The following is a 25,179-nucleotide window of genomic DNA, read 5'->3' as shown; positions in this document are numbered from 1 at the left end:
GGCCGGCCCCGCCGGAGCGGCGGTCTCGGAGGGCGACGGCCCGCGCGCGCAGGGCCTGTTCCGCGCCGCCAGCCGCGACCTCGCGGCGGCGCTGCGGGCCGACGGCCGCGACGCCGACGCGGAGGCCCTCGACGCGCTCACCGCCGAGGCGGCGGGGTCGAGGCCGGACCTCCGCGCGAAGCTCGACGCCTGGATCGAGCGCACCTTGAAGATCGAGACGTCCGGCCAGGAGAGCCTGCACGACGAGGTGGCCCAGCTGCTGGCCTATTCCGTGGAGGCCAACGAGATCGAGCGTGCCACCCAGAACGTCGCGATCGGCACCCTCAAGCTGGGGCCGCGCACCGCGGGCGCCCTCCTGCACCGGGACGCGGCCCTCGCCGAGCGGATGCGCGACGAGGGCGAGCGCCTCGCCCGGAGCGCCGCCTCGCTGCCGATCTCGCCGCTGATCCAGGCCGAGATGGTCCAGGCCCTCGACGGGTGGCGCGGGCGCCTCACCACCACAATCGGGGGCCTGCGGCAGCAGAACGCCATGATCGTCGCGATGGACGGGCTCGCCGCGACGATGATCGACAGCGCCAAGGCGCTCAACGACGCTTTCGTGGAGGACGCCGACCGGTCCGGCATCGTCATCCAGCGGATCCTGCTCGCCGGCGCGGCCGGGCTCCTGCTGTTCGGCGCGCTGGTCGTGATCCTCGTCGCCCGCTCGATCCTGGTGCCGCTGCGCGCCCTCCAGGGCGACATGGTCATGCTGACCGGTAACCCGGCGGGGGCGGCCGTGCGGGGCACGGCACGCCGGGACGAGCTCGGCGACATCGCCCGCGCCACCGCGGTCTTCGTCTCCGAGATCACCCGCCGGGAAGGCGCGCTGCGCCGGGCCAAGGATCAGGCGGACGTCGCCCTGGTCGAGCTGCGCCGGACCCAGGACAACCTCGTCCGGGCCGAGAAGCTCGCCTCCCTCGGGCAGCTCGTGGCCGGGGTCGCCCATGAGATCAACACGCCGCTGGGCATCGCGCTCACCACCGGGACGCTCATGAGCGACGAGGCGCGGGCCTTCCGCACCGGCCTGTCCGCCGGCACGCTGTCGCGGTCCCGGCTGAACCACTTCGTCGACCGGGTCGAGGAGGGCGCCACCCTGCTCTGCACGAATCTCACCCGGGCCGCCGACCTCGTCCAGGGCTTCAAGCAGGTCGCGGTGGACCGCGTCAGCGACGAGAGCCGCAGCGTCGTGCTGGCGACCTGGCTCGACGACCTGCTGGCGAGCCTCAGGCCGATGCTGCGCAAGGGCGGCCACGTGGTGGAGCGCGCCTGCCCCGCGGACCTCGTCATCGACACCAATCCCGGCGTGCTGGCGCAGATCGTGACCAACCTCATCGCGAATGCGGTCGTGCACGGGTTCCGGGCGGGCGAGCCGGGACGGATCACTGTGGACGTGTCGGAACGCGAGGGCGGCCTCGTGCGGATGGAGGTCCGCGACACCGGTCAGGGCATCCCGCCGGAGCACCTCGACCGGATTTTCGACCCGTTCTTCACGACGGCCCGCAGCGCCGGCAGCACGGGGCTCGGCATGCACATCGTCCACAATCTCGTGACCGCCAAGCTCGGCGGCCGCATCGCGGTCAGCAGCGAGCCCGGCCAGGGGACCGTCGTGCAGGTCGACTTTCCCGCCCAGGGTGCCGGAGCGGCCGCGCGGCCGCGGACCGGCGCGATCCGGACGCCGTGAGGCCGGCCGCGGCATACCGAGCCGGGCAGCGCGCCCTGGCGGCCGGCTTCATCTCGGCGCTGCTCCTCGGCCACGGCCCGGCGTCGGCGCGCACCTTCGTGTTCTGCTCGGAAGGCAGCCCGGAATCCTTCGATCCCGCCCGCGCCACGACCACCACCACGATGAACGCCGCGTGGCAGGTCTACAATACGCTGGTCGAGTTCGCGCCCGGCACCACGACGATCCGCCCGGCCCTCGCCGAATCCTGGACGGTCTCGGAGGACGGCCGGACCTACGTCTTCGTCCTGCGGGACGGCGTGCGCTTCCACGCCAACGCGCGCTTCACCCCCACGCGCGCCCTGAACGCCGACGACGTGGTGTTCTCGTTCACCCGGCAGCGGCGCTCCGGCCCCGACGGCGCCGCGCAGGGCTTCACCTACTTCCACGATCTAGGCCTCGCCGACCTGATCGAGGCCGTCGACGCCCCGGATCCGCGCCGCGTCCGCTTCCGGCTGCGCGAGGCCGACACCACCTTCCTCGCCAACATCGCGCAGGCCTTCGGCGCCATCCTGTCCGCCGAGTACGCCGCGGTCCTCGCGGCCGGCAACGCGTCGGACGACCTCGCCCGGGCGCCGATCGGGACGGGCCCGTTCGTGTTCGAGGGATACCGGCCGGATCAGGTCCTGCGCTACCGCGCCTTCCCGGATTACTGGCGCCGCGCCGCGGACGGGAACGAACCGGGTGAGCGGCCCGACAGTCTCGTCTTCGCGATCACGCCGAACGCGGCGGTCCGCTTGAACAAGCTGCGGGCCGGAGAGTGCCACGCCATGGCCTTCCCGGCGACCGGCGACCTCGACGCGATCCGGGCGGAGCCGGGCCTGACGCTGCTCGCGCTGGCCGAGCTGAACGTCGCCTATCTCGCCCTCAACACGACCCGCGCGCCCTTCGGCGACGCCCGGGTGCGGCGCGCAGTCAACCTCGCCATCGACCGGCGGGCGATCGTGGCGGGCGTCTACGGCGACGCCGGGATCCTGGCGCAGGGGCTGCTGCCGCCCGGGATCTGGGCCCACGACGCGGACCTGCCGGACACCCCCTTCGACCGCGGCGAGGCGCTGCGCCTGCTGGCCGAGGCCGGGCTCGCCGACGGCTTCGACGTCGACCTGTGGTATCCGCCAGTCAGCCGACCCTACAACCCGAACGGCCGGCGCGTCGCCGACATGATCCAGGCCGACCTCGCGCAGGTGGGCATCCGCGCGCGCCCGGTGACACGTCCCTGGAACGCGTACCGCGCCGCCCTGTACGGCGGAGAGCCCTCGCTGATGCTCTACGGCTGGACGAGCGATAACGGCGACCCGGACAACTTCTTGAACATCCTGCTCGGCTGCAAGGCCGCCCAGACCGGCGGTGCCAACCTCGCCCGCTGGTGCGACCCAACCTACGACCGGCTGGTCGAGGCCGCCCGCCGAACCGGCGACCGGGAGGCGCGCCAGGCTCTGTACCGGCAGGCTCAGGCCATCGCCCGGCGCGCGATGCCCTGGGTGCCCCTGGCCCACACCAAGGTGCATCTGGCGCTCCGTGACGACGTGCTCGGCCTGACGATGGACCCCCTCGGCCGCCACCTGTTCGAGACGGTGCGGTTCCGCGACCCCCGCTGACGGCAATGACGGCGCCGTCCTTGCGAGCGGAGCGAAGCAATCCAGCAGCGCCACGTCCACTAGCGGCGCGCATTCCTGGGTCGCTTCGCGGCGCTCGCGATGACGGTGTGGGCCGACCGACCGGCCACGCTCACTTCTTGGTCCGCTGCTGGAAGACCCGCAGCACCTGATTGCCCCGCGCCACGGCGTCGTCGAGGGCCTGCTGCGGCGCCTTCGCGCCGTCGAGCGCCGCCTCCAGCTCTTCGGCCCAGATGTCCCGGATCTGCAGCATGTTGCCCAGGCGCAGTCCGGCGGTGTTGCGCGTCGGCGGCCGCCGGGTGAGTTCCTGTACGGCGACGTGGAGCTGCGGGTGCCGCTCGAAGAAGCCCTCCGCCACCGCGTCGGCGTAGGCGCCGCGCGTGGTGGGGATGTAGCCGGTGTTCCGGTACATCGCGGCCTGCTGCCGCCCGTCCATCAGGAAGGCCAGGAACCGGGCGACGCCGCGGTACTCGTCCGGCGTCTTGCCCTGCATCACGTAGAGCGAGCCGCCGCCCAGGATCGCGTTCTGCGGCTCCGGCACGACGTCGGGATAGAAGGGCATGGGCACGACCATCCAGTCGAACCGGGCGGCGGTGGCGACCTTGCCGTACAGGCTGGACGAGGTGAGGAAGATCGCGCAGTCGCCCGAGACGAACCGGCTCTCGCCGCGATTGACGCGGTCGTTGTACTCGAACACGCCCGCGCGCTTCAGGTCGACGAGGTTCTGCAGGTGGCGGACCTGGAGCGGTCCGTTGAAGACGAGTTCGGCATCGTAGCCGTCCAGGCCGTTGGAGCGGGTCGCGAGCGGCCGGTCGTGCCAGACGGACAGCTGCTCGATATGCACCCAGGTCGGCCAGGCGGAGGACAGGGCGCACCGCTTGCCGTCCGCCGCCTTGAGCCGCCGCGCGGCCTCGAAGACCTCGGGCCAGGTCGCCGGGGGCTGCTTGGCGTCGAGTCCCGCCAGACGGAACCGGTCGCGGTTGATCCACATCACCGTCGACGAGACGTTGAAGGGGAGGGACAGCATCCCGCCCTCGGCATCCCGATAATTGGTGGCGACGACCGGTAGGAAGTCCTCCGGCGTCACCGAGAGCCCGGCCTCCCGCATCACGGTGGCGACGGACCTGACGGCGCCGACGGCGGCCGCCATGGTGCCGTTGCCGACCTCGAAGACCTGCAGCAGGTGCGGCGCCGCGCCGGTGCGGTAGGCCGTGATGCCGCTGCTGATCGTCTCGGCGTAGGAGCCCTTGTAGACCGGCACGACCCGGTAGTCCGGCTGGGAGGCGTTGAAGGTCTCGGCGAGGCGGGTCACCAGCTCGCCGTTCGGCCCGTCCAGGGCGTGCCAGAACTGAATCTCGGTGAGGGCCGCGGCGGGCAGCGGGCGCAGCGCGGCGAGGAGCCCGACGAGTAGCCCAAAGAGCAGCGGCATGAGCAGCCGGGCGCCGGCGCTCGGCAGCCTCGGGCGGCCGACGCCGCGCCGGGTGGGTTGCGTCGCGCCGATCATGCCAGCCGCTCCGGGAGCCACAGCCGCAGCACCGTGCCGGCACCCGCGCTGCTCTGTAGTTCGACCCGCCCCTGGAGGCGGTTCACCACGAGGTTGTGGACGATGTGCAGGCCCAGGCCCGTGCCGCCGCGGGCGCGGGCCGTCGTGAAGAACGGGTCGAACACGCGGCCGAGGTCGGCCCCGTCGATGCCGCGCCCGTCATCGGCGATGGAGAGGCCGATGCCGTCCCCGGACCGGATCCCCGTGATGGTGATGCGGCCGCCCTCCCGATCCTGGAAGCCGTGCTCGATCGCGTTCTTGACGGCGTTCGAGACGACCTGCGCCAGGATCCCCGGCAGGGTATCGACGACGAGATCGGGCGGGCACTCGACCTGGAAGACGTGCCGGCCCGGCCGCGCCAGGGCGCGCAGGCTCTTCAGCAACTCGTCGATCCAGTCCGCGAGGTTCAGTGGGCGGCGGTCCTCGATGGCCTGATCGGCCGCCACCTGCTTGAAGCTGTAGAGGAGATCGGCCGCGCGCATCAGGTTGCTGGTCAGGAGCTGCGCGCCCTCCCGCATCCGCCCGGCATACTGGGTCAGCCGCGACCGGGAGAGCTGGTTGTCCCCGACCATGCGCGCGAACGCGGCCGAGTCGGACTGGACCTGCGTCGCCGTGGTCAGGGCGATGCCGAGCGGGGTGCTGATCTCGTGCGAGACGCCCGCCACGAGCTGCCCGAGCGAGGCGAGCCGCTCCGCGCGGATCAGGTCCTCCTGGGCCTGCCGCAGGGTCGTGAGCGCGTCGTCGGCCCGCTGGGACGCGTTGCGCCGGTCCGCCTCGCGGCGGCGGATCTGCTCCAGGAACGCGTTGGTCGCCCTGGCGATGTCGCCGAGTTCGTCGCGTCGGGTGAGCAGGTGGCTGTCGCGGCCGATATCCTCGGGGGCGGGCGCGGCGGCGGCGGTGACGATGCTGTGCTGGAGCGCGTGCAGCGGCCGGGTGATCGAGCGCGCCACCGCGGCGGCGGCGCCGATCCCCAGGCACAGGGCGCCGACCGCCCCCACGACCAACAGCTGCCGGATCACGCTGCCGAACTGGTCGGCATCGTCGATGAAGGCCCGGCTCAGGGTCTGCGCGTTGGCGCTCATCGTGGCGGCGCGGCTGTCCATGTCGGCGATGGTCTCGTTCTGCTCGCCGATCTTCTCGATCGTCGCGGCGAGCTGCGTGCGCCAGCCGTCGATCGCCTCCGCCATCTCGTCCCGGATGCTCACCGGGATGAGCAGCGTCCGGGACGTGCCCGACAGCTCCGCGCCGGCCTCCAGCACCCGCGACGCTTCCGCGGTATCCCGGCGCGCCAGGGCCGCGTCCGTCCGCCGGGCGAGGCGCAGGGCCGTGAGGGCGATGTCCTGGGCGGAGAGCTCGGCCTCGTTCGAGAGGACCGAGTGACGGATCAGGAGCGCGACCTCCTCGTACAGCCGGTTCTGCCGGGTGACGTTCACCTGGACGAGCTGGTCGCACCACTCGACCAGGACGCGGCCGGCCTGGGTCGCGCGGGTCAGCTCGAAGCCCTCGGAGAGCACCCGGTTCAGGCCGTCCTCGGTCCGGCTCCGGTCGCGGTACGCCTTCAGGAGCTCCGTCGCCCGGTCCGCCGCCCCCGCCTCGCCGTCGACCCGCAGGACGCGGCGCAGCCGGTCGCCCACCGCATCGAGCTGCCGCAGGTCGGCGGCGAGTTCGTCGAACTCGATCGGGAAGACCGGGCGGCCGATGCGCGCCCGGTTCAGCTCCGCGGTGCTGATCGCCTCCCGGAGCTCCCGGAGGGCCGTGACGACGCCCTGGTTCCGCTCCAGCTCGGCATCCTTGACGGCCAGGACGGCGATCAACTGGGCGTTGTCCTGCTGCTGGCGCCGGCGCGCGACGTCGGTCAGCGCCACCAGGGCGTCGGCCCGCCGGGCCATATCGGCGATCGTCGCGTTCGCCGTCCGCTCGGAGAGCAGGAGCGAGCGCATGCGCGTCACCTGCGAGTTCAGATCGCCCGTGACGGTCGCCACGAGAGCCGACTGGCCGCGCGTGCGCGCGAGACCCTCCAGACGTTCGAGCTGCCCGGCCGCCGTGGCGGCCCGCTCGTCGAAGCGACGCTCGGCCTCGTCCCGCCGCGCGGTGCCGCCGCTGACGGCGTCCGCCCGCGCCCGGTTCATCGACGTCAGCGTCTGTGCGGTCTCCGTTGCCACCACGGCGCCGGTCCGGGCCCGCTCGGCCTCGTAGAGCAGGATCCAGGCGCCCAGCGCGATGGCGGCCGCGACGAGTATCGGGATCGCGCCGACCACGAGGACGCGGCGCGCGATCCCGGACCTCCCCAACCCGCGGATCATCGCGCCGCGCACCGTGTCCCGCGCCTCGTCACCCGTCCCGCTCCCCGATCCGTCGCCGATTCCACGACGACACAGTCCGTTATTGTGCCATCGGCGCGATGACTTCCCGAGAGCGCTGAAGCAACACGGGACGCAATATTCCCGCAGCACCGCTTGCGTAGATACCGCCTCGCACAACGGTCCTCGAAGGCCGAATGAGGGGAAACACCATGCTCGACGTCATCGCCCGCCTCCTGCTCTCGGCCGGCATCATGGTCGGCACGACCTACCTGCCGGCGCTCTCGCAGGCCGTCACCGGGCAGCCGGCCGGCACCCGGAGCTACGCCGCCGACGCGCCCGCCTGCCCGGCGAAGCCCGCGATGGCCGGGATCCGCGCCCGGGCCTGCCTGGGCTGACCGGCGTGGAGACGCTTCCTCTGATCCTGCTCGTCGGCGGGAATGTCCTGCTCGCGATCGTGATCCCGCTCCTCGTCTGAGCGCGCCGCGAACATGCTCCGCGAGGCCGCCGGAAGGCCGGTCGGCCAGGGCCCGCCGCGAACCGCCGCCGCGGTCGGCAGTTGCCCGCGGGTGAGGCCTCGATTAGCCGGTCGATGCGGCCGGCTCGGGCCGCGCCCCGTGTCACGATGCGCCGCCGCCCATGCCCGCGTCTCCAAGCCTCGCCCGGGACCGATCCCGCATCGCGGCCCTCGCGCTGGCGACGCTGATCGGTGTCGGCGATCCCCGGCCGGCCTGGTCCCTCGACATGCCGGACAGCCCGCGTCCCGCCCGGCCGTCCCGGCCGGTGCCGCCGGAGCTGGCCGCGGCCCTCGCGGCCTACAGGACCTACGTCGTGGCCCAGGCCGACGCCTTCGTGCGCGAGACCGCGCGCTTCGTCGCGGCGATCCAGGCCGGGCAGGTCGCGGAGGCGCGCCGGCTCTACGCCCCGGCGCGCGCGCCCTACGAGCGCATCGAGCCGGTGGCGGCCCTGTTTCCCGAGCTGATCAAGCGTCTCGACGTGCGCAGCGACGAGTTCGAGCTGCGCGAGCGCGATCCCGCCTTCGTCGGCTTCCATCGGCTGGAGATGGCGCTGTTCACTCTCGGCACCACGGAGGGGCTCGGCGAGATCGCGGAGCGGCTCGCCGCCGAGACCGTGACCCTGCGCGACCGACTCGCGGCGCTCGCCATCCCGCCCGCCCGGGCGGTCGGGGCGGCCTCGGCGCTGATCGAGGGGATCGCCGCCACCAAGATCAGCGGCGAGGAGGAGCGCTACAGCCGCACCGACCTGTGGGACTTCCAGGCCAATATCGAGGGCTCGAAGGTGGTGTTCACGCTCCTGCGGCCGCTGCTGACGGACCGGGACTTCGTGGCCCGGGTCGAGCGCAGCTACAAGCGGGTCGAGGACCTGCTCGCGCGCTACCGCAGTCCGGATGGCGGCTTCCAGAGCTACGACAACCTCACCGCCCGGGACCGCAACGCCCTGAAGGGGCCCATCACCCTTCTGGCTGAAGATCTGTCGACGCTGCGTGGCCGGTTGGGTCTAGACTGATATCATTGCCGAGGTGCCGCCCTGTGGCCTTTGTTCGAGGCTACAGGGGGCAACACACACAGATCTTGCCGAGCGATGATGCGTTTCCCGTCACCGGTCACCACCCGCCGCCAGCTTCTCGGCGGACTCGGCGCCGCCGCGCTCGTCGGCCCGGCCCGGGCCGAGGACGCGACGCCGACCATCGCCACGGAAGGGACGCTCGTCGCCCAGCCCTTCTACGGCCCCCATCAGGCCGGGATCGTCACCCCGCAGCCGGCCGCGGCCCTGTACGTCGCCTTCGACGTGCTGGCCGAGCGGCGCGGCGAGCTGCCCCACCTGTTCCGGACGCTCACCGAGCGCCTCGCCTTCCTGACGCGCGGCGGTGCCGTGCCCGATCTCCACCCGCAGCTCCCGCCGCGCAATTCCGGCATCCTCGGGCCGACCATCCTCCCGGACAATCTCACCGCCACCGTCTCGGTCGGCGCGAGCCTGTTCGACTACCGGTTCGGCCTGGGTCGCGCCCGCCCGCGCCATCTCGGGCCGATGGAGCGCTTCCCCAACGACGCGCTCGACCCGGCGCAGTGCCACGGCGACCTGCTGATCCAGTTCTGCTCGAACACCGCCGAGACCAACATCCACGCCCTGCGCGACGTCATCAAGGCGACGCCCGGCCTCCTCACGCCGCGCTGGAAGATGGAGGGCTTCCTCCCGCCCCACGTGGTGAAGACCATGGGGGCCGACACCGTGCGCAACATGCTCGGCTTCAAGGACGGCACCGCCAACCTCGACGTGCGGGACCTCCGGATGATGGACCGTTACGTCTGGGTCGGAGTGAGGCAGGACGAGCCGGCCTGGACGACGGGTGGGAGCTACCAGGTGGTGCGGATCATCCGCACCCTCGTCGAGCGCTGGGACCGCACGCCGCTCGGCGAGCAGGAATCCATCATCGGGCGGCACAAGGGCAGCGGCGCGCCGCTCCGGCAGGGACACGAGCGCGACGTCCCCGACTACGCCGCCGACCCGGACGGCGAGGCGATCTCGCTCGCGGCCCATATCCGCCTCGCCAATCCGCGCCTGCCGGGCACCGAGGGCAGCCTGATCCTGCGCCGCAGCTACAACTATTCCCGCGGGCTGACCGCCGCCGGCCAGCTGGACATGGGCCTGCTGTTCGTCTGCTACCAGGCCGACCTCGCCGCCGGATTCATCACCGTGCAGAACCGTCTCTCCGGCGAGGGTCTCGAAGAGTACATCCGCCCGATCGGCGGCGGCTATTTCTTCGCCCTGCCCGGCGTGCCCGGGCCCGGTTCCTTCCTCGGGGAAGGGATGCTGGCCGCGACCTGAGACGGCGCCGGCGCGGATCCCGGCTCGGACATCCGTCTCCGGGATACCGGCCGCCCGCGGGATCGCGTCCGCGCTCAGTCGCCGTCCGTCTGCCCCGCGATCAGGGCCATGCGGACGAGTTCGGAGAGGCTGCCGGCCCGGAGCTTGGACATGACGTTCGCCCGGTAGATCTCCACCGTCCGCGGGCTGATGCCGAGATCGAGGCCGATCACCTTGTTGGCCTTGCCGGCGACCAGACCCTCCAGCACCTGCCGCTCGCGCTCGGTCAGTTCGGCCAGGCGCGCCCGCACCGCGTCGCGCTCGGACGCGCGCGTCCTGGTCCGGTCAGCCCGCGCCAGGGCCGAGCGGATGCTGGCGAGGAGCACCTCGTCGTCGAACGGCTTCTCGATGAAGTCGACCGCGCCGGCCTTCATGGCCGAGACCGCGAGGGCGACGTCCGCGTGGCCCGTCATGACGATCACCGGCGGCGGGCTGCCCCGCTGGCGGAGGCGGTGCAGGAGCTCGACACCGTCGATGCCGGGCATGCGCACGTCGGTGACGACGCACCCGACGCGCTCGGACTCCGCCGCCAGGAAGGCGGTCGCGGACTCGTGGACGCGGACGGTCAGCCCGTCGGTCGCCAGCAGGAAGGCCAGCGCCTGACGCACCGCGAGATCGTCGTCCACGATATGCACCGGCGCGTCACTCGACATCAGCCATCTCCTCGCGGTCGAAGGTGCGCAGGGTGAAGCGGAAGGTCGTCCCGCCGTCCGGACCGGGTCCGGCCTGGATCTTGCCGCCGTGGGCCTCGACGATGGTCCGGCAGATCGACAGGCCGACGCCCATGCCGTTCGCCTTCGTCGTCACGAAGGGCTGGAAGAGCTGCTCGGCGATCTCGGGCGCGATGCCGGTCCCGGTATCCGACACGCGCACCTCGATCAGGCCCTCGGCGGGCAGCGCCCGCGTGGCGACGGTCAGGTCGCGCCGGGCGACGTCCTGCATGGCCTCGATCGCGTTGCGGATGAGGTTGAGCAGGACCTGCTGCACCTGGATCCGGACCGCCATCACGAGGGGCGCGTCCGGGTCGAGATCGAAGCGGACGCGCACGCCCTTCTCCTTGGCGCCGACGAGGGCGAGGGCGCTCGCTTCCTCGATCAGCTTCGGCAATCCCTCGATGTGGCGCTCGCTCTCGCCGCGCGACACGAAATCCCGCAGGTGCCGGATCACCTGCCCGGCTCTCAGGGCCTGGTCCGCCGCCTGGTTCACAGCGTCGGCGAGGAGGGGCACCTCGGGACCCTCCATGCGCCCGAGGAGGCGACGGCAGCCCTTCAGGTAGCTCGCGATCGCCGTCAGGGGCTGGTTGATCTCGTGGGCCAGGGTCGAGGCCATCTCGCCGAGGGCGGTGAAGCGCGACATGTGCACCAGCTCGGACTGCAGCTCCTGCAGGCGCGTCTCGGTCTCGTTCCGCTCGGTGAGGTCCCGGATGAAGCCGGTGAAGTAGCGCTCGCCGCCCGAGCGCATCTCGCCGACCGACAGCTCCATGGGGAAGGTCGAGCCGTCCTTGCGCTGGCCGACCACGACGCGGCCGATGCCGATGATCCGGCGCTCGCCCGTCCGGAGGTAGCGGGCCATGTAGGCGTCGTGCTGGCTGCGGTACGGCTCCGGCATCAGCACGCTGACGTTCCGCCCGACCATCTCGTCCGAGCCGTAGCCGAACTGGCGCACGGCGGCCGCGCTGAACGACTTGATCTGCGCCTGCTCGTCGATGACGATCATCGCATCGGGCACCGTGTCGAGGATCGAGCGCAGGTGCGCCTCGCGCGCCCGCAATTCCTCGTCGGCCTGCTTCTGCGCGTGGATGCTGAAGACCACGCCCCGGTGCCGGCACGGCCGGCCGCCGGCATCGACCTGCACGCGCCCGCGCGAGCGCAACCAGTGAACGCGTCCGTCTGGATGCACGGCGCGGAAGTCGATCTCGTAGCTTCCGCCGTCCGTCAGCGCGCGCCCGATCGCCGCCGCCCGGGCGGCGCGGTCGTCCGGGTGCACGCGCGCTTGGATCTCGTTCAGGGTGGTGAGGCGGTCCGGCGGCACGCCGAACAGGCGGATGCAGGACGGGAGGATCGTGACGCGCCCGGTCGGGATGTCGAGGGCCCAGCCGCAGATGCCGGCCTCGTCGAGCGTCAGCCGCAGGCCGTCGGCGTCGAACGGGCCGCCGTCGCCGGTCGCGGGCGCGTATGGGTGTTCAGGCGTCGTCATCTCGGTCGCGCGCGGGGGACGGCACCGTCATCCGTCCGGGTCGTCGGCGCCCGTCTTACACCGCCGGTTGCATCGGCAAACAGCCGGGCGCGCGCTCGTGCACGCCGCAGCGGCTCACGGCGGCGCCGTCGCGCCCCGCTTCGGCGCGGTGACTTGCCGGAGCAGGCGTCCAAGCTGCTCGGCCGAGTAGGGCTTGTGCAGGACCGAGAACCCGTGCGCGCCGTCCTGCGCGAGGACGTGGCTGTAGCCCGAGGCCAGGAGCACCGGAAGCCGCGGCATCCGGCGCCTGAGTTCCTGCGCGAGGGCCAGCCCGCCCATCCCCGGCATCACCACGTCCGAGAACACGACGTCGAACTCCGCCCCCTCAGGTCCGAGCCGGTCCAAGGCTTCCTCGGCATTCGCCGCCCAGGTGGTCTCGTAACCGAGATCCTCCAGAATCTGCGTGGCGAAGGTGCCGACCTCGACGTTGTCCTCCACCACCAGCACGCGCTGGCCGGAACCGATGGGGGAGGCCGGCTCCGCGGGGGCGACGGCGGCGTACGGCGCGGTCTCGGCCGCGACTTCGGGCAGGTAGAGCGTGAAGGTCGTGCCCGCGCCGAGCACGCTCTCGACCGCGACATCGCCGCCGGACTGCTTCGCGAAGCCGAACACCTGGCTCAGGCCCAGGCCCGTCCCCTTGCCGACCTCCTTGGTGGTGAAGAACGGCTCGAAGATCCGGTCCAGCACGTTCGGGGCGATGCCGGAGCCAGTATCGGTGAGCGCGATCGCCGCGAACGGCCGCGCGCTCGCCGCGTGCCCGCGGATCGCCGGCAGAGGGCAGGAGCAGGTCAATCGCAGCGTGAGGGTGCCCTCGCCGTCCATCGCGTCGCGCGCGTTGACGGCGATGTTCACCAGCGCCGTCTCGAACTGGCTCAGGTCGGCGCGCACGGCGCAGGAGACCGCCGGGATCGCGGTGACGATCCGGATCCGCGCGCCCGTCACCGTGTCGAGCAGCTCGGCCACGGCCCGCAACCGGTCGCCGAGGTCGAAGACCTGCGGGTCCAGGGTCTGGCGGCGGGCGAAGGCGAGAAGCTGGCCGGTCAGCTTGGCGGCGCGATCGACCGTGTCGGACACCGCGTCGAGGTAGCGGGCCTTGCGCGCCTCGGGCAGCTCGGGCCGGCGCAGGAAGTCGACGGACGAGCGGATGATGGTGAGCAGGTTGTTGAAGTCGTGCGCCACGCCGCCGGTGAGCTGGCCCACGGCCTCCATCTTCTGCGACTGGCGCAGCGCCTCCTCGGTCTTGAGCAGCTCTCCGGTGCGCTCGGCGACACGGCTCTCCAGGGTCTCGTTCAGCTCGCGCAGACCGTCTTCGGCGAGCTTGCGGTCGTGGATGTCGGTCGATGTCCCGAACCAGGCGGTGATCGTCCCTCCGGGATCGCGCAGCGGTTCGGCCCGGGCCATGTACCAGCGATACGCGCCGTCGCGCCGCCGATAGCGCACCTCGATCTCGTAGGTGACGCCCCGCTCGCGCGCGTCCGCCCAGACCGCTGCCGTCCGCGCGCGATCGTCCGGATGCACCGCCTCGATCCAGCCATCGGGCAGCGACGCCTGCGTGTCGAGGCCGGTATACGCGCACCAGCGGTCGTTCAGGTAATGCAGCCGGCCGTCCGGCGAGGCGAACCAGACGAAGGCCGGCACGACGTCGGTGAGCGTGCGCAGCCGCGCCTCGGCCTCGCGGCGCTCGTCGATGTCGATGACCGAGCCGAAATAGCCGAGGAACGCGCCGTCGGAGGCGAACCGCGGTGACGCGGCGTCGAGCGCCCAGCGGTACCGGCCGTCCCTGTCCCGGAGGCGGTATTCGAGGCGGAACGACGCCCGGTCGGTGTTCGCCGCCAGGAACACCTGCTCGGAGTGGGCGCGATCGTCGGGATGGATCGCGTCCAGCCAGCCGAGGCCGAGCGCCTCGGCCTCGGCCTGCCCGGTGAACTCGTACCAGCGCCGGTTGAGGTAGATGCACGCCCCGGTCTCGTCGGTGATCCAGGTCATCACCGGCGCGTCGTCCGCCATGGCGCGGAATCGGGCCTCGCTCTCCCTGAGCCGCGCGTCGGCCTCGTGGCGGAAGGTGACGTCGCTGGCCATCCCGAACCACTCGGTGACGGTCCCGTGCCGATCGATCAGCGGCACGGCGCGCGACAGCGTCCAGCCCACGCCGCCGTCGGCGCGTCGGACCCGGTGCTCGAGTTCAAACAGGCCCTTGCGGCGGACCGCGTCGTCGGCGGCGGCCATGACCTCGGGCCTGTCGGCCGGATCGACGTAGCGGTCGAGCCAGCGCACGCTCGGCTCCGCCATGTCGGACAGGAAGCCGCGACCGTCGAGCTGGCGCATCTCCTGCCAGTCCGGGCTCATGCGGTAGACCACGTCGGAGGTCGCGTGGACCAGGGCGCGCAGCCGCGCCTCGCTGAGCCGCAGGCTCGCCTCGGCGCCCACACGCTCGATATGCGCCCAGCAGCGCTCGGTCACTTCGCGGATGAGCGCGAGTTCGGCGCGCGACCAGCGGTGGGGCCGCGCATGGTGGACGGCCATCAGGGCGGCGAGCCGTCCGTCCTTCACCAGCGGCATGCAGATGGTGGCCGCGATCCCGATCGCCCGGAAGGCGTCGGCCTCGTGCGGGGCGAGCTCGGCGGCGTTGTCGTTGATGATGAGCGGCCGGCCGGCATTGAGTTCCTGGACGGCCAGGGCGCCGAAATCGGCGAGGCTGTAATGCCCGAGGATCGAGGGCGACGTCGGCACGTGCCAGTTGCCGCGGATGGTGAAGCCGTCGCCGTCCGGATCCATGTCGGCGTAGGCGCAGTTCGACAGGTTCAGGTGCGCGCCGACGCAGCGCGTGGTGATCTCCAGGATCGTGCCGGCGTCGCGGGCGTTCGCGGTTGCCTGGCCCAGCTGGTCGAGGAAGCCGAGGCGGCTCTCGTTCTCGGCGATCCGACGCTCGCTGAGGACGCGCTCGGTGATGTCGAGCACCGTGGCGAGCGTGCCGATCGGCGTCCCCTCGTCGTCCAGGATGGGTGTGTAGTCGAGGTCCATCCAGACCGTCTCCGGACGACCGTGTCGCCAGAGCTCCAGTTCCTGGGCGCGGAAGCTGAGCGGGCGACCGGACAGGCCGCTCGCGATCACGTGCGCGTTGAAGGCGCGGGCTTCCGGCCAGAGTTCCAGGAGACGCCCGCCGAGGGCCTCCGGATGGCGCGGGCCGCAGACCTCCGCGTAGCCCCGGTTGTAGACAAGGATCCCGTCGCTTCCCCAGATCGCCACCGTCGGGACCGGCGAGAGCAGCAGGGTCTGGACGATGGTCCGGACGGGCGCGGGCCAGGAGGCGATGGCCCCGAGCGGCGTCGCCGCCCAGTCATGGCCGCGGATCAGGTCGCCGAGATCCCCGCCTCCGACCGGAAACCAGTTCTGCGGGACGGCCGCGCGCGTCATCGATGCGAATATCGAAACCGTTCCATCGCGGCGCTTGTCGACGCGCGGGCGCGCATCGTCAACATCCGCCGGGCCGGGCCTCGGGGTCCCGACGTTTCCTCTCGGAGGTGAATCCGCTAGGCGTGAAGACCGGTTCAGAGCGCGCCTTCGCTTTCCGATATCGTTCGCGCGTTCGCACTGAAACCGGTTTCGTTTTCGCCGCGCGGAGGTCTGAAGGCATGCTCTCGGAGCGTCAGAACGCGATCATGGACGTCGCCCGGATCGAGGGGCGCGTCTCGGTCGATGCCCTGTCCGGTCGGTTCGCGGTCAGCGTGCAGACCATCCGGAAGGACCTGAATGACCTGTGCGACGCGCGCCTCCTCTCGCGCATCCACGGCGGGGCGGTGCTCGGCGCGGGCGCCGAGAACCTCGACTACGAGGCACGCAACGCGATCGCGGCGCCCGAGAAAGCGGCGATCGCGCGCGCGGCCGCCGACCTGATCCCGGACCGCTCCTCGCTGTTCATCAATATCGGCACCACCACCGAGGCCGTCGCCCGGGCGCTGCTGAGCCATTCCGGCCTCATGGTGATCACCAACAACCTCAACGTCGCGCTCGCCCTGCGGCCCAGCCCGGAGATCGAGTGCATCGTGGCGGGTGGCCTGATCCGCCGCTCGGATGGGGGGATCGTCGGGGAGGCGGCGGTGGATTTCATCCGCCAGTTCAAGGTCGATTTCGCGGTGATCGGCGCCTCGGCGATCGACGAGGACGGGGCCCTCCTCGACTTCGACTATCGCGAGGTCCGGGTCGCGCAGGCGATCATCGCCAACGCCCGCCACGTCGTGCTGGTCGCCGATTCCACCAAGTTCGAGCGCAGCGCGCCGGTCCGGCTCGCCCAGCTCAGCCAGGTCGGCACCTTCGTGACCGATCGCTGCCCCAGCGACACGCTGCGCGACCTGTGCCGCGCGTCCGGAGTGCGGCTCGTCGAAACCGGTCGCTGAGCGTATTGGTTTCGATTGACTTTCCTTTGGTTTCGTATTCAATTCCTCCGCTTTCGCAGCCGCGCGTCCGACGCCGCGGCACGAGAGGGGGAGGATCATGCGGACGTTCGACGTTGCCGTCATCGGCGGGGGGATCAACGGCTGCGGCATCGCGCGGGACGCGGGCGGCCGGGGATACTCGGTGTCGCTGACCGAGCAGAATGACCTGGGCAGCGGCACCTCGTCATGGTCGACCAAGCTGATCCACGGCGGTCTACGCTACCTGGAGCACTACGAGTTCCGCCTCGTGCGGGAGGCGCTGGCCGAGCGCGAGGTGCTCTGGGGGATCGCGCCCCACATCGTGCGCCCGCTGCGCTTCGTCCTGCCGCTCCACGCGGGCCTGCGTCCGGCCTGGCTGCTGCGGATCGGCCTGTTCCTCTACGACCATCTCGGCGGCCGCAAGCGTCTGCCCGGCACGCGCCCCGTGGACCTCTCCGGCCCGATCGGCGCCCCGCTGAAATCCGAGTTCCGGCGCGGGTTCGAGTACTCGGACGCGCGCGTCGACGACACGCGCCTGGTGGTGCTCAACGCGCGCGACGCCGAGGCGCGGGGCGCCGAGATCGCGGTGGGGACCCGCGTCGTCTCGGTCCGGCGCGAGGGCGATCTCTGGCGCATCGTCCGGCGCGAGCTTCGGACCGGCCGCGAGGAGGAGATCGCCGCGCGCTTCCTCGTCAACGCGGCCGGCCCCTGGGTCGACCGGGTGATCCAGGGCCCGCTCGGTCGGAGCGAGGCCAAGCACGTGCGGCTCGTGCAGGGCTCGCACATCGTGATGCGCAAGCTCTACGACCACGACCGGGCCTTCATCTTCCAGAACGCGGACGGGCGCATCATCTTCGCGATCCCCTACGCGAACGACACGACGCTCGTCGGCACGACGGACCGTGACTTCTCCGGCGATCCCGCCGACGCGGCGATCACCGAGGAGGAGATCGCCTATCTCCTGAGCGCCGCCAGCGAGTACTTCGCGACGCCGCTTCGCCGGGACGACATCGTCTGGACCTTCTCGGGGGTGCGCCCCCTCTACGACGATCACGCCTCCGCGGCGCAGGAGGCGACGCGCGACTACGTGCTGAAGACGGACGGCGCGGCCGGCGAGGCGGCGGTGCTGAACATCTTCGGCGGCAAGATCACCACCTACCGCAAGCTGGCCGAGGATGCCCTGAAGGAGATCGGCCAGCGCCTCGGCGCGCGCGGCCGCTCCTGGACCGGGGGCGCCGCACTGCCGGGCGGCGATTTCCCGGTGGACGGGGTGGCCGAGCTCGAGGCGCGCCTCGCCCGCGCCGCGCCCCGGCTCGGTGCCGCCACGGTCCAGCGCATGGTGGCCGCCTACGGGACGGACGCGCTGCGCATCGCCTCGAATCTCGGGCCCGATCTGGGACACGGCCTCCACGAGGGCGAGCTGCGCTGGATGATGGACCGGGAATGGGCCCGCACCGCCGAGGACGTCCTCTGGCGCCGGTCCAAGCTCGGTCTCGCCTTCTCGCCCGACGAGGTCGCGGCGCTCCGGGCGAGGATCGCGGCCATGACCGGCCGCCCCGACGGCGCGATGGCCGCCGCCGGCTGAGTCCGGCGCGGGTGCAGCAGAATCGCCAGACGGCGACCCGGCCGAGCCGGAGAGGCGCCGCATCACAGGAGGAAACGATGCCGCGACGGGACCGTGCCGCCCACCATCGCCACAGGTCGAGACCGGACCCGCGGATCGCGCGTCGGCGCGCCGCTTCGTCACGACGCTGAGCGCGGCACCTCAGCACCCCGTCCAATCCGAGATGCGCCCGGGATGAGCCCGGGTCCGTCCGCGGTCTCAAGCACCAAGGCGCGCCATGATCGGCTTTCTCGCTCCCGCGGCCCACAGGCCACCCATTCAGACGGATCGTGTCGATCCGACCTACCGCAAGCTGCGCTGGCAGATCTTCGCGGGCATCTTCCTCGGCTATGCGGGCTATTACCTGCTGCGCAAGAATTTCTCGCTGGCGATGCCCTACCTCGTCGAGCAGGGCTACAGCCGCGGTGAGCTCGGCACCGCGCTCTCCGCCGTCGCCATCGCGTACGGCCTGTCCAAGTTCCTGATGGGCATGGTCTCGGACCGCTCGAACCCGCGCTACTTCCTCCCGATCGGCCTCGTGCTCTCGGCGCTGGTGATGTTCCTGTTCGGCTTCGTGCCCTGGGCGACCTCCAGCGTCGGCATCATGTTCGTGCTGCTGTTCCTCAACGGCTGGTTCCAGGGCATGGGCTGGCCGCCGAGCGGCCGCACGATGGTGCACTGGTGGTCCCAGAAGGAGCGCGGCGGCGTCGTCTCGGTCTGGAACGTGGCGCACAACGTCGGCGGCGGCCTGATCGGCCCGCTCTTCCTGCTCGGCCTGGCCTGGTTCAACGACTGGCACGCGGCGTTCTACGTGCCCGCCGCCGTGGCGCTCGGCGTCGCTGTCTTCGCCTTCATCACCATGCGCGACACGCCGCAATCCTGCGGGCTGCCCTCCGTGGAAGCCTGGAAGGACGATTATCCGGACGGCTACGACGCGAACCACGAGCGCGAGTTCTCCACGCGCGAGATCTTCGTCGAGCACGTGCTGAAGAACCGGATGCTCTGGTACATCGCCTTCGCCAACGTCTTCGTCTACCTGCTCCGCTACGGCGTGCTGGACTGGGCGCCGACCTACCTGAAGGAGGCCAAGCACTTCTCGGTCGACAAGACCTCCTGGGCCTACTTCCTCTACGAGTGGGCCGGCATTCCCGGTACCCTTCTCTGCGGCTGGCTGTCCGACAAGCTGTTCCGCGGCAACCGGGGCGCGACGGGCGTGGTGTTCATGTTCGGCGTCATGGCGGCGACGCTGGTCTACTGGCTCAATCCCGAGGGCAATCCGGGCGTCGACCTCGCGGCCCTGATCTGCATCGGCTTCCTGATCTACGGGCCGGTGATGCTGATCGGCCTCCAGGCCCTCGAGCTCGTGCCCAAGAAGGCGGCCGGGACGGCGGCGGGCTTCACGGGCCTGTTCGGGTATCTCGGCGGCTCCGTCGCGGCGAGCGCGCTGGTCGGCTACACGACCGACCATTACGGCTGGAACGGCTGCTTTATTCTCCTGCTGGCGGCCTGCGTCCTCGCGATCGTCTGCCTGTCGCTGACCCTGCGGCACAGCAGCACCGCGGTCGCGCAGCCTGCCTGACCTGCGGTTTCCGGGCACGGCAGGGATGCTCAGGCTTCCTGCCGGTGCGATCGGGACGGGCGCCCGGAGCGGCCGTCCCGGCGCCGAGCGTGACGATCAGATCCTTCCGCCGGTCATCAGGCCGTCACATCGTCCCGAGCGCCCGCGGGAGCCACAGGGACAGGGCGGGCCAGTAGGTCACCAGGACCAGGAAGGCCAGCATCGTCAGGAGCCAGGGCAGCACCGCGACGGTCAGCTCGGAGATGCCCATATGGGCGATCCCGCTCGCCACGTAGAGGTTGAGCCCGACCGGCGGGTGGCACAGGCCGACCTCCATGTTGACCGCCATGATGATCCCGAAATGGATCGGGTCGATCCCGAGCTTGACCGCGATCGGGAACAGGATCGGCGCCATGATCAGGAGGATCGAGGACGGCTCCATCACGTTGCCGGCGATCAGCAGGATGATGTTGACGACGAGCAGGAAGACCAGCGGGCTGAAGTTCATGGCGATCAGCCACGCCGCCATCGTCTGCGGGATGTTCTCCGACGTCATCAGGAACGAGAACAGCACCGCGTTGGTGATGATGTAGAGCAGCATCGCGCTCATGTTGGCGGAGGCGAGGAGCACGCGGGGCACGTCCGACAGCTTCAGGTCGCGGTAGACGAACACCGCGATGACGAAGGCGTAGACGGCCGCCGTCGCGGCCGCCTCTGTCGGGGTGAAGATGCCCGCGTAGATGCCGCCGATCACCATCACCACGAGGAACAGGCCCCAGGCGCTCTCGCGGAAGGCGCGCAGGCGCTCGGCCCAGGACGCCTTCGGCATCCGTGGATAGCCGCGGCGCTTGGCGATGACGAAGGTGACGCTCGCCAGCATCGCCGACAGGACGATGCCGGGCATCACGCCGGCCAGGAACAGGTTGCCGATCGAGGAATTCGTCGACACCCCGTAGAGCACGAGGATGATCGAGGGCGGCACGAGGATGCCGAGCGCCCCCGAGGTGGTGATCACCCCGGCGCCGAAGCGCCGCGGGTAGCCCTCGGCCACCATGGCGGGCAGGATGATCGAGCCGATCGCCACCACGGTCGCCACGCTCGACCCCGACACGGCCGCGAACAGCGCGCAGGCGACCACCCCGGCGAGGCCGAGTCCGCCCGGCCAGTGCCCGACGAGCGAGGTCGTGAAGGCGATCATCCGCCGCGCCACGCCGCCATGGGCCAGGAAGTTGCCGGCGAGGATGAAGAACGGGATCGCCATGATCGAGAAGTTCTCGATCCCCGTGAACAGCTTGAGCGCGACGCTCTCGATCGGCACTTGCGTGAGGGTGAACAGGAAGGTCAGCACCGTCAGGCCGAGCGCGATCGAGATCGGCATGCCGGTGAGCATGAGGGCGATGAGCAGCCCGAAGATGATCAGGCCGCTCATGCCGGGCCTCCCTCGCGGCCGAGCTGGATCGGGTCGACGCCCTCGACGGTCGGGACGCCGTCGACATGGGCGTGGTCGCGGGCGGGCAGGTGCCCGGTCTTCCAGTAGCTCCACGCGACCTGCAGGAAGCGGAAGCACATCAGGTAGGAGCCGAGCGGGATCGCGAGGTAGACGATCCAGACCGGGATCTCCATGTCGGGCGTCGTCTGATCGGTGTGGCCGATGCGCCAGACGAAGTTCGTGCCGAGCGTGCCGACGATCCCGGTGAACAGGGCGCCCGCCGCGAGGCTGACCAGGACCATCACCCGGCGCGCGCCCGGCGGCAGGCGGTTGACCAGCACGTCGACGCCGACGTGGATGCCGGTGCGCACGCCGTAGGCCGCGCCGAACTTGGCGACCCAGATGAACATGTAGATGCAAAGTTCCTGCGACCAGCCGAAGTCGATCCGGTCGGTGTAGTCCTGCAGCGCCGGGATGCCGGAGAGGAACCGGTGCACCACCGTGGCGAAGGTGATGACGGTCGCGGCCGCCATCAGGGTTCCGATCAGCACCTCTTCGAGCCGATCGAGCAGTTTCAGCAACATGGTCGGTCCGGGTACGGCGGCGGGATCAGTTGTTCGGCGCCGCCTCGGCTTCCTTGTTCAGCGCCGCGACCAGATCCTTGCCGACGCGGGAGGCCATCTCGCGCTGGACCGGCGCCAGGGCCTTGCGCCACGCGGCGTTCTCGGCCTCGGTCGGGGTGTAGACCTCGGTCTTGCCGGTGGCGCGGATATCGGCCAGCGCCTTCTCGTTCTGCTTGTCGGCGATCTCGTGCTCGTAGGCGGTCGCGTCCTTGATGGCGCCCTCGAGCGTCGTGCGGATGTCGGTGGGCAGGCCGTCCCAGAAGCCCTTGTTCACGATGACCGCGTAGCCGATGTAGCCGTGATAGGTCAGCGTGGCGTGCTTCTGCACCTCGTTGAGCTTCTGGGTCGTCACGTTCGACGGCGGGTTCTCCTGGCCGTCGACCACGCCGGTCTGCAGCGCCTGGTAGAGTTCGGAGAAGGCGAGCACCTGCGGCAGCGCCCCGAGCTGCTTGAACTGCGCCTCCAGAACCTTCGAGGACTGGATCCGGAACTTCAGGCCCTTCACGTCCTCGGGGGCGTGCATCGGCTTGTTGGCGGTGAGGATCTTGAAGCCGTTGTCCCAGTAGCCGAGGCCCTTGATCCCCTTGGTCTCGAGTTTCTTGAACAGGCCCTGGCCGATCGGCCCGTCCTGGACGCGCCGCAGCACCTGCTCGTTGGGGAAGATGTAGGGCAGGTCGAAGGCCTCGAACTCCTTCACGCCGAGGGGCCCGAACTTGCTCGTGGACGGCGCCAGCATCTGCACGGCGCCGAGCTGGAGCATCTCCACCTCCTCCTTGTCCTTGTAGAGCGTGCTGTTGGGGTAGATCTCGACCTTCACCGCACCCTTGGTGCGCTCCTCGGCGAGTTGCTTGAACCGCTCGGCGCCCTGGCCCTTGGGCGTGTCGGTGGTGGTGACGTGGCTGAACTTGATGACGATCGGGCTCTGCGCCGCGGCCGGCGTGACGAAGGCGAGCGCACACACGAGCGCACCGAGAATCCGAGCCGTCATCGCGTCCTCCCAGACCTGAGCCCGCGTCGTTGCGCGGATTGAATTTTGGATAGACTTGCAGGTGAGCGCGGTGGCGACAAGCGCGAAAGTGCGACGCCGGGGGGAAGATGTCGCCCGCACAAACGTTTCTGTCTTGATGCGGGCGGCAACGGGACTGGGCCCCGACTCGTCAGGTCCTGTCGCGCGCCCCGATGAAGGCCTGCACGGCCTCCCGATGCTCGGGCGTCGCGGTGACGACGGCGTAGTGCGAGGAGATCAGGTCGAGGTTGGTGCGCAGGTCGTTGCGCATACCCTGGTAGACGGCGCGCTTGATCAGGCTCAGCGTCAGCGGCGGCGCCTGGGCGATCCTGCGCGCGAGCGCCGCCACCGCCGGCATCAGGTCCGCATCGGCGTGGACGCCGTTGACGAGGCCGATCCGCAGGGCCTCGTCGGCGTCGACGAAATCGCCGGTGAAGAACAGCTCCAGCGCCTTCGCGGTCCCGACGAGGCGGGGCAGGAAATGGGCACCGCCCGCGCCGGGTACGAGGCCGACCCGCACGTAGGTCTCGGCGAAGCGGGCGCTCCTGGCGGCGAAGCGCAGGTCGCACATCAGGGCGAGGTCGAGGCCGGCGCCGGTCGCCACGCCGTTCAGGGCGGCGATCACCGGCTTGTCGAGATCCTCCAGCGTCAGCGGGATGCGCTGGATCCGCCCGTACAGCTCCTCCTTGCGCCGGGCCGGCGTCTGGTCGAGGCGCTCGCCCATCTCGACGATGTCGCCGCCGCTGCAGAAGGCCGAGCCCGCGCCGGTCACCACCACGACGCGGATCGCCGCGTCGGCGCGGCAGCGCTGCAGGGCCGCCGTCCAGGCCTCGATCATCGGGAAGGTGAAGGCGTTCTTCCGCTCGGGCCGGTTCAGCGTGATGGTCGCCACACCGTCGGCGACGGAGAACAGCAGGTCCTCGGCGGCGTCTCGGATCTCGGCTTCAGCACTCATCGGGCGGCCTCCAGGGGCGCGGCATCGGAACTGTCCGGCGCGTCGATCAGGGCGGCGATCTCGGCCGGTGCGAGCCCGGCCTCGGCCAGGACCTCGGCGGTGTGCTCGCCGTGCCGGGGCGCGTGGCGGCGGATCGCGAAGCGGCTGCCGCTGAACGAGACCGGCCGGCGCATGGTGCGGTAGCGGCCCTCGCTCGGGTGCTCGGCTGTGCCGAAGAAGCCCACCGCCTTCAGGTGCGCGTCCTCCGGCAGGTCCTCCAGGCCGAGGACCGGCATGCACGGGATGCTCACCGAATCGCAGAACGCCACCCACTCGGCGGTGGTCCTGCGCGGCGCCTCCTCTTCCACCAGCGCGTAGAGGATCTCGATGTTCTCGACCCGCACGGCGAGCGGCGCGAAGCGCGGGTCGTCCACGAATTCGAGTCGGCCGGTGTGGATGAAGAAGTCGCGCCAGTTCCGGTCCGAGTAGGGCAGGATGCAGGCGTGGCCGTCCCGGGTCCGGTAGGGCTTGCGCCGCGGGCTCAGGACCCGGTTGAAGCCCGGCGGACCGAGTGGCGGCTCGAAGGCGTAGCCGACCATGTGCTCGACGAAGTTGAACTCCACCATCGTCTCGAACATCGGCACCTCGACCGCCTGCCCGCCGCCGCCGGCCCGGCGCTCGTAGAGGGCCGCAAGGATCGCGCAGGCGATGGCCTGCCCGGCGATCTTGTCGCACAGCACCGTGGGCAGGTAGCCGGGCTGGCCGTATGCGGCGGTCTGGAGCGCCGCGAGACCGGAGCCCGCCTGGATCAGATCGTCGTAGGCCGCCTTGTGGGCGTAGGGGCCGTCGGCCCCGAACCCGTAGGCGCCGCAGAACACGATGTCGGCCTTGAGCGCGCGCACGCGCTCGTAGCCGTAGCCCAGGCGCAGGATCGCGTCGGGCCGCATCGAGTGGACGAACACGTCGGCCGTGGCGATCAGCCGGTCCAGAGCCGCGCGCGCCGTGGGCCGTTTCAGGTCGAGGCGGACGCTGCGCTTGTTGCGGTTGAGGTGCAGGAAGTTGCCGCCCATCCCGGCACCCCGGGCGGGCCGGTAATGCCGGAAGGAATCGCCCTCCGGCGTCTCGATCTTGATCACGTCGGCGCCGAGATCGGCTAGGATATGGGTCGCCGACGGGCCCATGATCACGCTGGTCAGGTCGACCACCCGCACGCCCGCGAGCGGCCCGGCCGTGTTCGTCTCGGCGGAGTGAGTCTCGGCGGAGTGATCCGGCACGCAC

Annotated in this window: 18 protein-coding genes; 8 read left to right on the top strand and 10 right to left on the bottom strand. The window is 71.1% G+C overall.

What is annotated here, in order from left to right:
* Nucleotides 1-1,720: sensor histidine kinase (locus tag ACLBYE_RS00730; protein ID WP_447692634.1), on the top strand; the 1,720-nt coding region annotated here is incomplete at its 5' end.
* The gene (locus ACLBYE_RS00725) at nt 1,717-3,354 is read left to right on the top strand and encodes an ABC transporter substrate-binding protein (protein ID WP_447692633.1); all 1,638 of its coding nucleotides are present in this window, start codon (nt 1,717-1,719) and stop codon (nt 3,352-3,354) included. The genes ACLBYE_RS00730 and ACLBYE_RS00725, both read left to right, overlap by 4 nt.
* Before the next feature lie 130 nt (nt 3,355-3,484).
* On the opposite strand, the gene ugpB is transcribed toward ACLBYE_RS00725, so the two are convergent.
* Complete coding sequence (gene ugpB, locus ACLBYE_RS00720; RefSeq protein WP_447692632.1) at nt 3,485-4,876, bottom strand: sn-glycerol-3-phosphate ABC transporter substrate-binding protein UgpB; 1,392 nt, start codon at nt 4,874-4,876, stop codon at nt 3,485-3,487.
* Nucleotides 4,873-7,206, bottom strand: a complete 2,334-nt coding sequence (locus ACLBYE_RS00715; protein ID WP_447692631.1) for an ATP-binding protein — start codon at nt 7,204-7,206, stop codon at nt 4,873-4,875. The genes ugpB and ACLBYE_RS00715 overlap by 4 nt, the downstream gene beginning before the upstream one ends.
* A 221-nt stretch (nt 7,207-7,427) precedes the next feature.
* Here ACLBYE_RS00715 and ACLBYE_RS00710 point away from each other — a divergent pair, with 221 nt between their 5' ends.
* The 3 genes from ACLBYE_RS00710 (at nt 7,428) to efeB (ending at nt 10,062) form a co-directional block, all read left to right on the top strand.
* Nucleotides 7,428-7,613: a hypothetical protein gene (locus ACLBYE_RS00710; protein ID WP_447692630.1), complete on the top strand. Its 186-nt coding sequence runs from the start codon at nt 7,428-7,430 to the stop codon at nt 7,611-7,613.
* A 241-nt stretch (nt 7,614-7,854) separates the two neighbouring features.
* Entirely contained in the window at nt 7,855-8,742 is an 888-nt protein-coding gene (gene efeO, locus ACLBYE_RS00705) for an iron uptake system protein EfeO (protein WP_447692629.1), read from the top strand.
* A 78-nt stretch (nt 8,743-8,820) separates the two neighbouring features.
* Nucleotides 8,821-10,062, top strand: a complete 1,242-nt coding sequence (efeB, locus tag ACLBYE_RS00700; RefSeq protein ID WP_447692637.1) for an iron uptake transporter deferrochelatase/peroxidase subunit — start codon at nt 8,821-8,823, stop codon at nt 10,060-10,062.
* A 74-nt stretch (nt 10,063-10,136) separates the two neighbouring features.
* Here the strand turns inward: efeB and fixJ are convergent, their stop codons facing one another.
* The 3 genes from fixJ to ACLBYE_RS00685 all read right to left on the bottom strand — a co-directional run bounded on the left by fixJ (nt 10,137) and on the right by ACLBYE_RS00685 (nt 15,750).
* Complete coding sequence (gene fixJ / locus ACLBYE_RS00695; protein WP_447692628.1) at nt 10,137-10,754, bottom strand: response regulator FixJ; 618 nt, start codon at nt 10,752-10,754, stop codon at nt 10,137-10,139.
* Complete coding sequence (locus ACLBYE_RS00690) at nt 10,744-12,297, bottom strand: PAS domain S-box protein (RefSeq protein ID WP_447692627.1); 1,554 nt, start codon at nt 12,295-12,297, stop codon at nt 10,744-10,746. The genes fixJ and ACLBYE_RS00690 overlap by 11 nt, the downstream gene beginning before the upstream one ends.
* A 114-nt stretch (nt 12,298-12,411) precedes the next feature.
* On the bottom strand, nt 12,412-15,750 hold the full coding sequence (locus ACLBYE_RS00685) for a PAS domain S-box protein (protein WP_447692626.1): 3,339 nt from the start codon (nt 15,748-15,750) through the stop codon (nt 12,412-12,414).
* Nucleotides 15,751-15,968: 218 nt separating this feature from the next.
* Between ACLBYE_RS00685 and ACLBYE_RS00680 the strand changes: the two genes are divergently transcribed.
* From ACLBYE_RS00680 to glpT, 3 genes are all read left to right on the top strand, one after another.
* Nucleotides 15,969-16,730, top strand: a complete 762-nt coding sequence (locus ACLBYE_RS00680) for a DeoR/GlpR family DNA-binding transcription regulator (RefSeq protein ID WP_427509550.1) — start codon at nt 15,969-15,971, stop codon at nt 16,728-16,730.
* A gap of 97 nt (nt 16,731-16,827) precedes the next feature.
* Nucleotides 16,828-18,333 carry a glycerol-3-phosphate dehydrogenase gene (glpD, locus tag ACLBYE_RS00675; protein WP_447692625.1) on the top strand — a complete coding sequence of 502 codons (1,506 nt, stop codon included), beginning with the start codon at nt 16,828-16,830 and terminating at the stop codon, nt 18,331-18,333.
* A 256-nt stretch (nt 18,334-18,589) separates the two neighbouring features.
* Nucleotides 18,590-19,930 (top strand): glycerol-3-phosphate transporter, encoded by a 1,341-nt coding sequence (gene glpT, locus ACLBYE_RS00670; protein ID WP_020093148.1) that lies wholly within the window; start codon nt 18,590-18,592, stop codon nt 19,928-19,930.
* 124 nt (nt 19,931-20,054) lie between these two features.
* Here glpT and ACLBYE_RS00665 read toward each other — a convergent pair whose 3' ends face one another.
* The 5 genes from ACLBYE_RS00665 to ACLBYE_RS00645 form a co-directional block, all read right to left on the bottom strand.
* Nucleotides 20,055-21,338, bottom strand: a complete 1,284-nt coding sequence (locus tag ACLBYE_RS00665; RefSeq protein WP_447692624.1) for a TRAP transporter large permease — start codon at nt 21,336-21,338, stop codon at nt 20,055-20,057.
* The gene (locus ACLBYE_RS00660; protein WP_020093150.1) at nt 21,335-21,922 is read right to left on the bottom strand and encodes a TRAP transporter small permease; all 588 of its coding nucleotides are present in this window, start codon (nt 21,920-21,922) and stop codon (nt 21,335-21,337) included. The genes ACLBYE_RS00665 and ACLBYE_RS00660 overlap by 4 nt, the downstream gene beginning before the upstream one ends.
* Before the next feature lie 25 nt (nt 21,923-21,947).
* Nucleotides 21,948-22,949: a TRAP transporter substrate-binding protein gene (locus ACLBYE_RS00655; protein WP_447692623.1), complete on the bottom strand. Its 1,002-nt coding sequence runs from the start codon at nt 22,947-22,949 to the stop codon at nt 21,948-21,950.
* A 169-nt stretch (nt 22,950-23,118) separates the two neighbouring features.
* Complete coding sequence (locus tag ACLBYE_RS00650) at nt 23,119-23,922, bottom strand: enoyl-CoA hydratase/isomerase family protein (protein WP_447692622.1); 804 nt, start codon at nt 23,920-23,922, stop codon at nt 23,119-23,121.
* Nucleotides 23,919-25,175 carry a CaiB/BaiF CoA transferase family protein gene (locus tag ACLBYE_RS00645; protein WP_447692621.1) on the bottom strand — a complete coding sequence of 419 codons (1,257 nt, stop codon included), beginning with the start codon at nt 25,173-25,175 and terminating at the stop codon, nt 23,919-23,921. Before ACLBYE_RS00645 ends, ACLBYE_RS00650 begins: the two co-directional genes overlap by 4 nt.
* Nucleotides 25,176-25,179: the final 4 nt, after the last annotated feature.

It is taken from the genome of Methylobacterium sp. A52T, from assembly GCF_053346095.1.
This window is presented reverse-complemented; position numbering and strand designations above follow the sequence as displayed.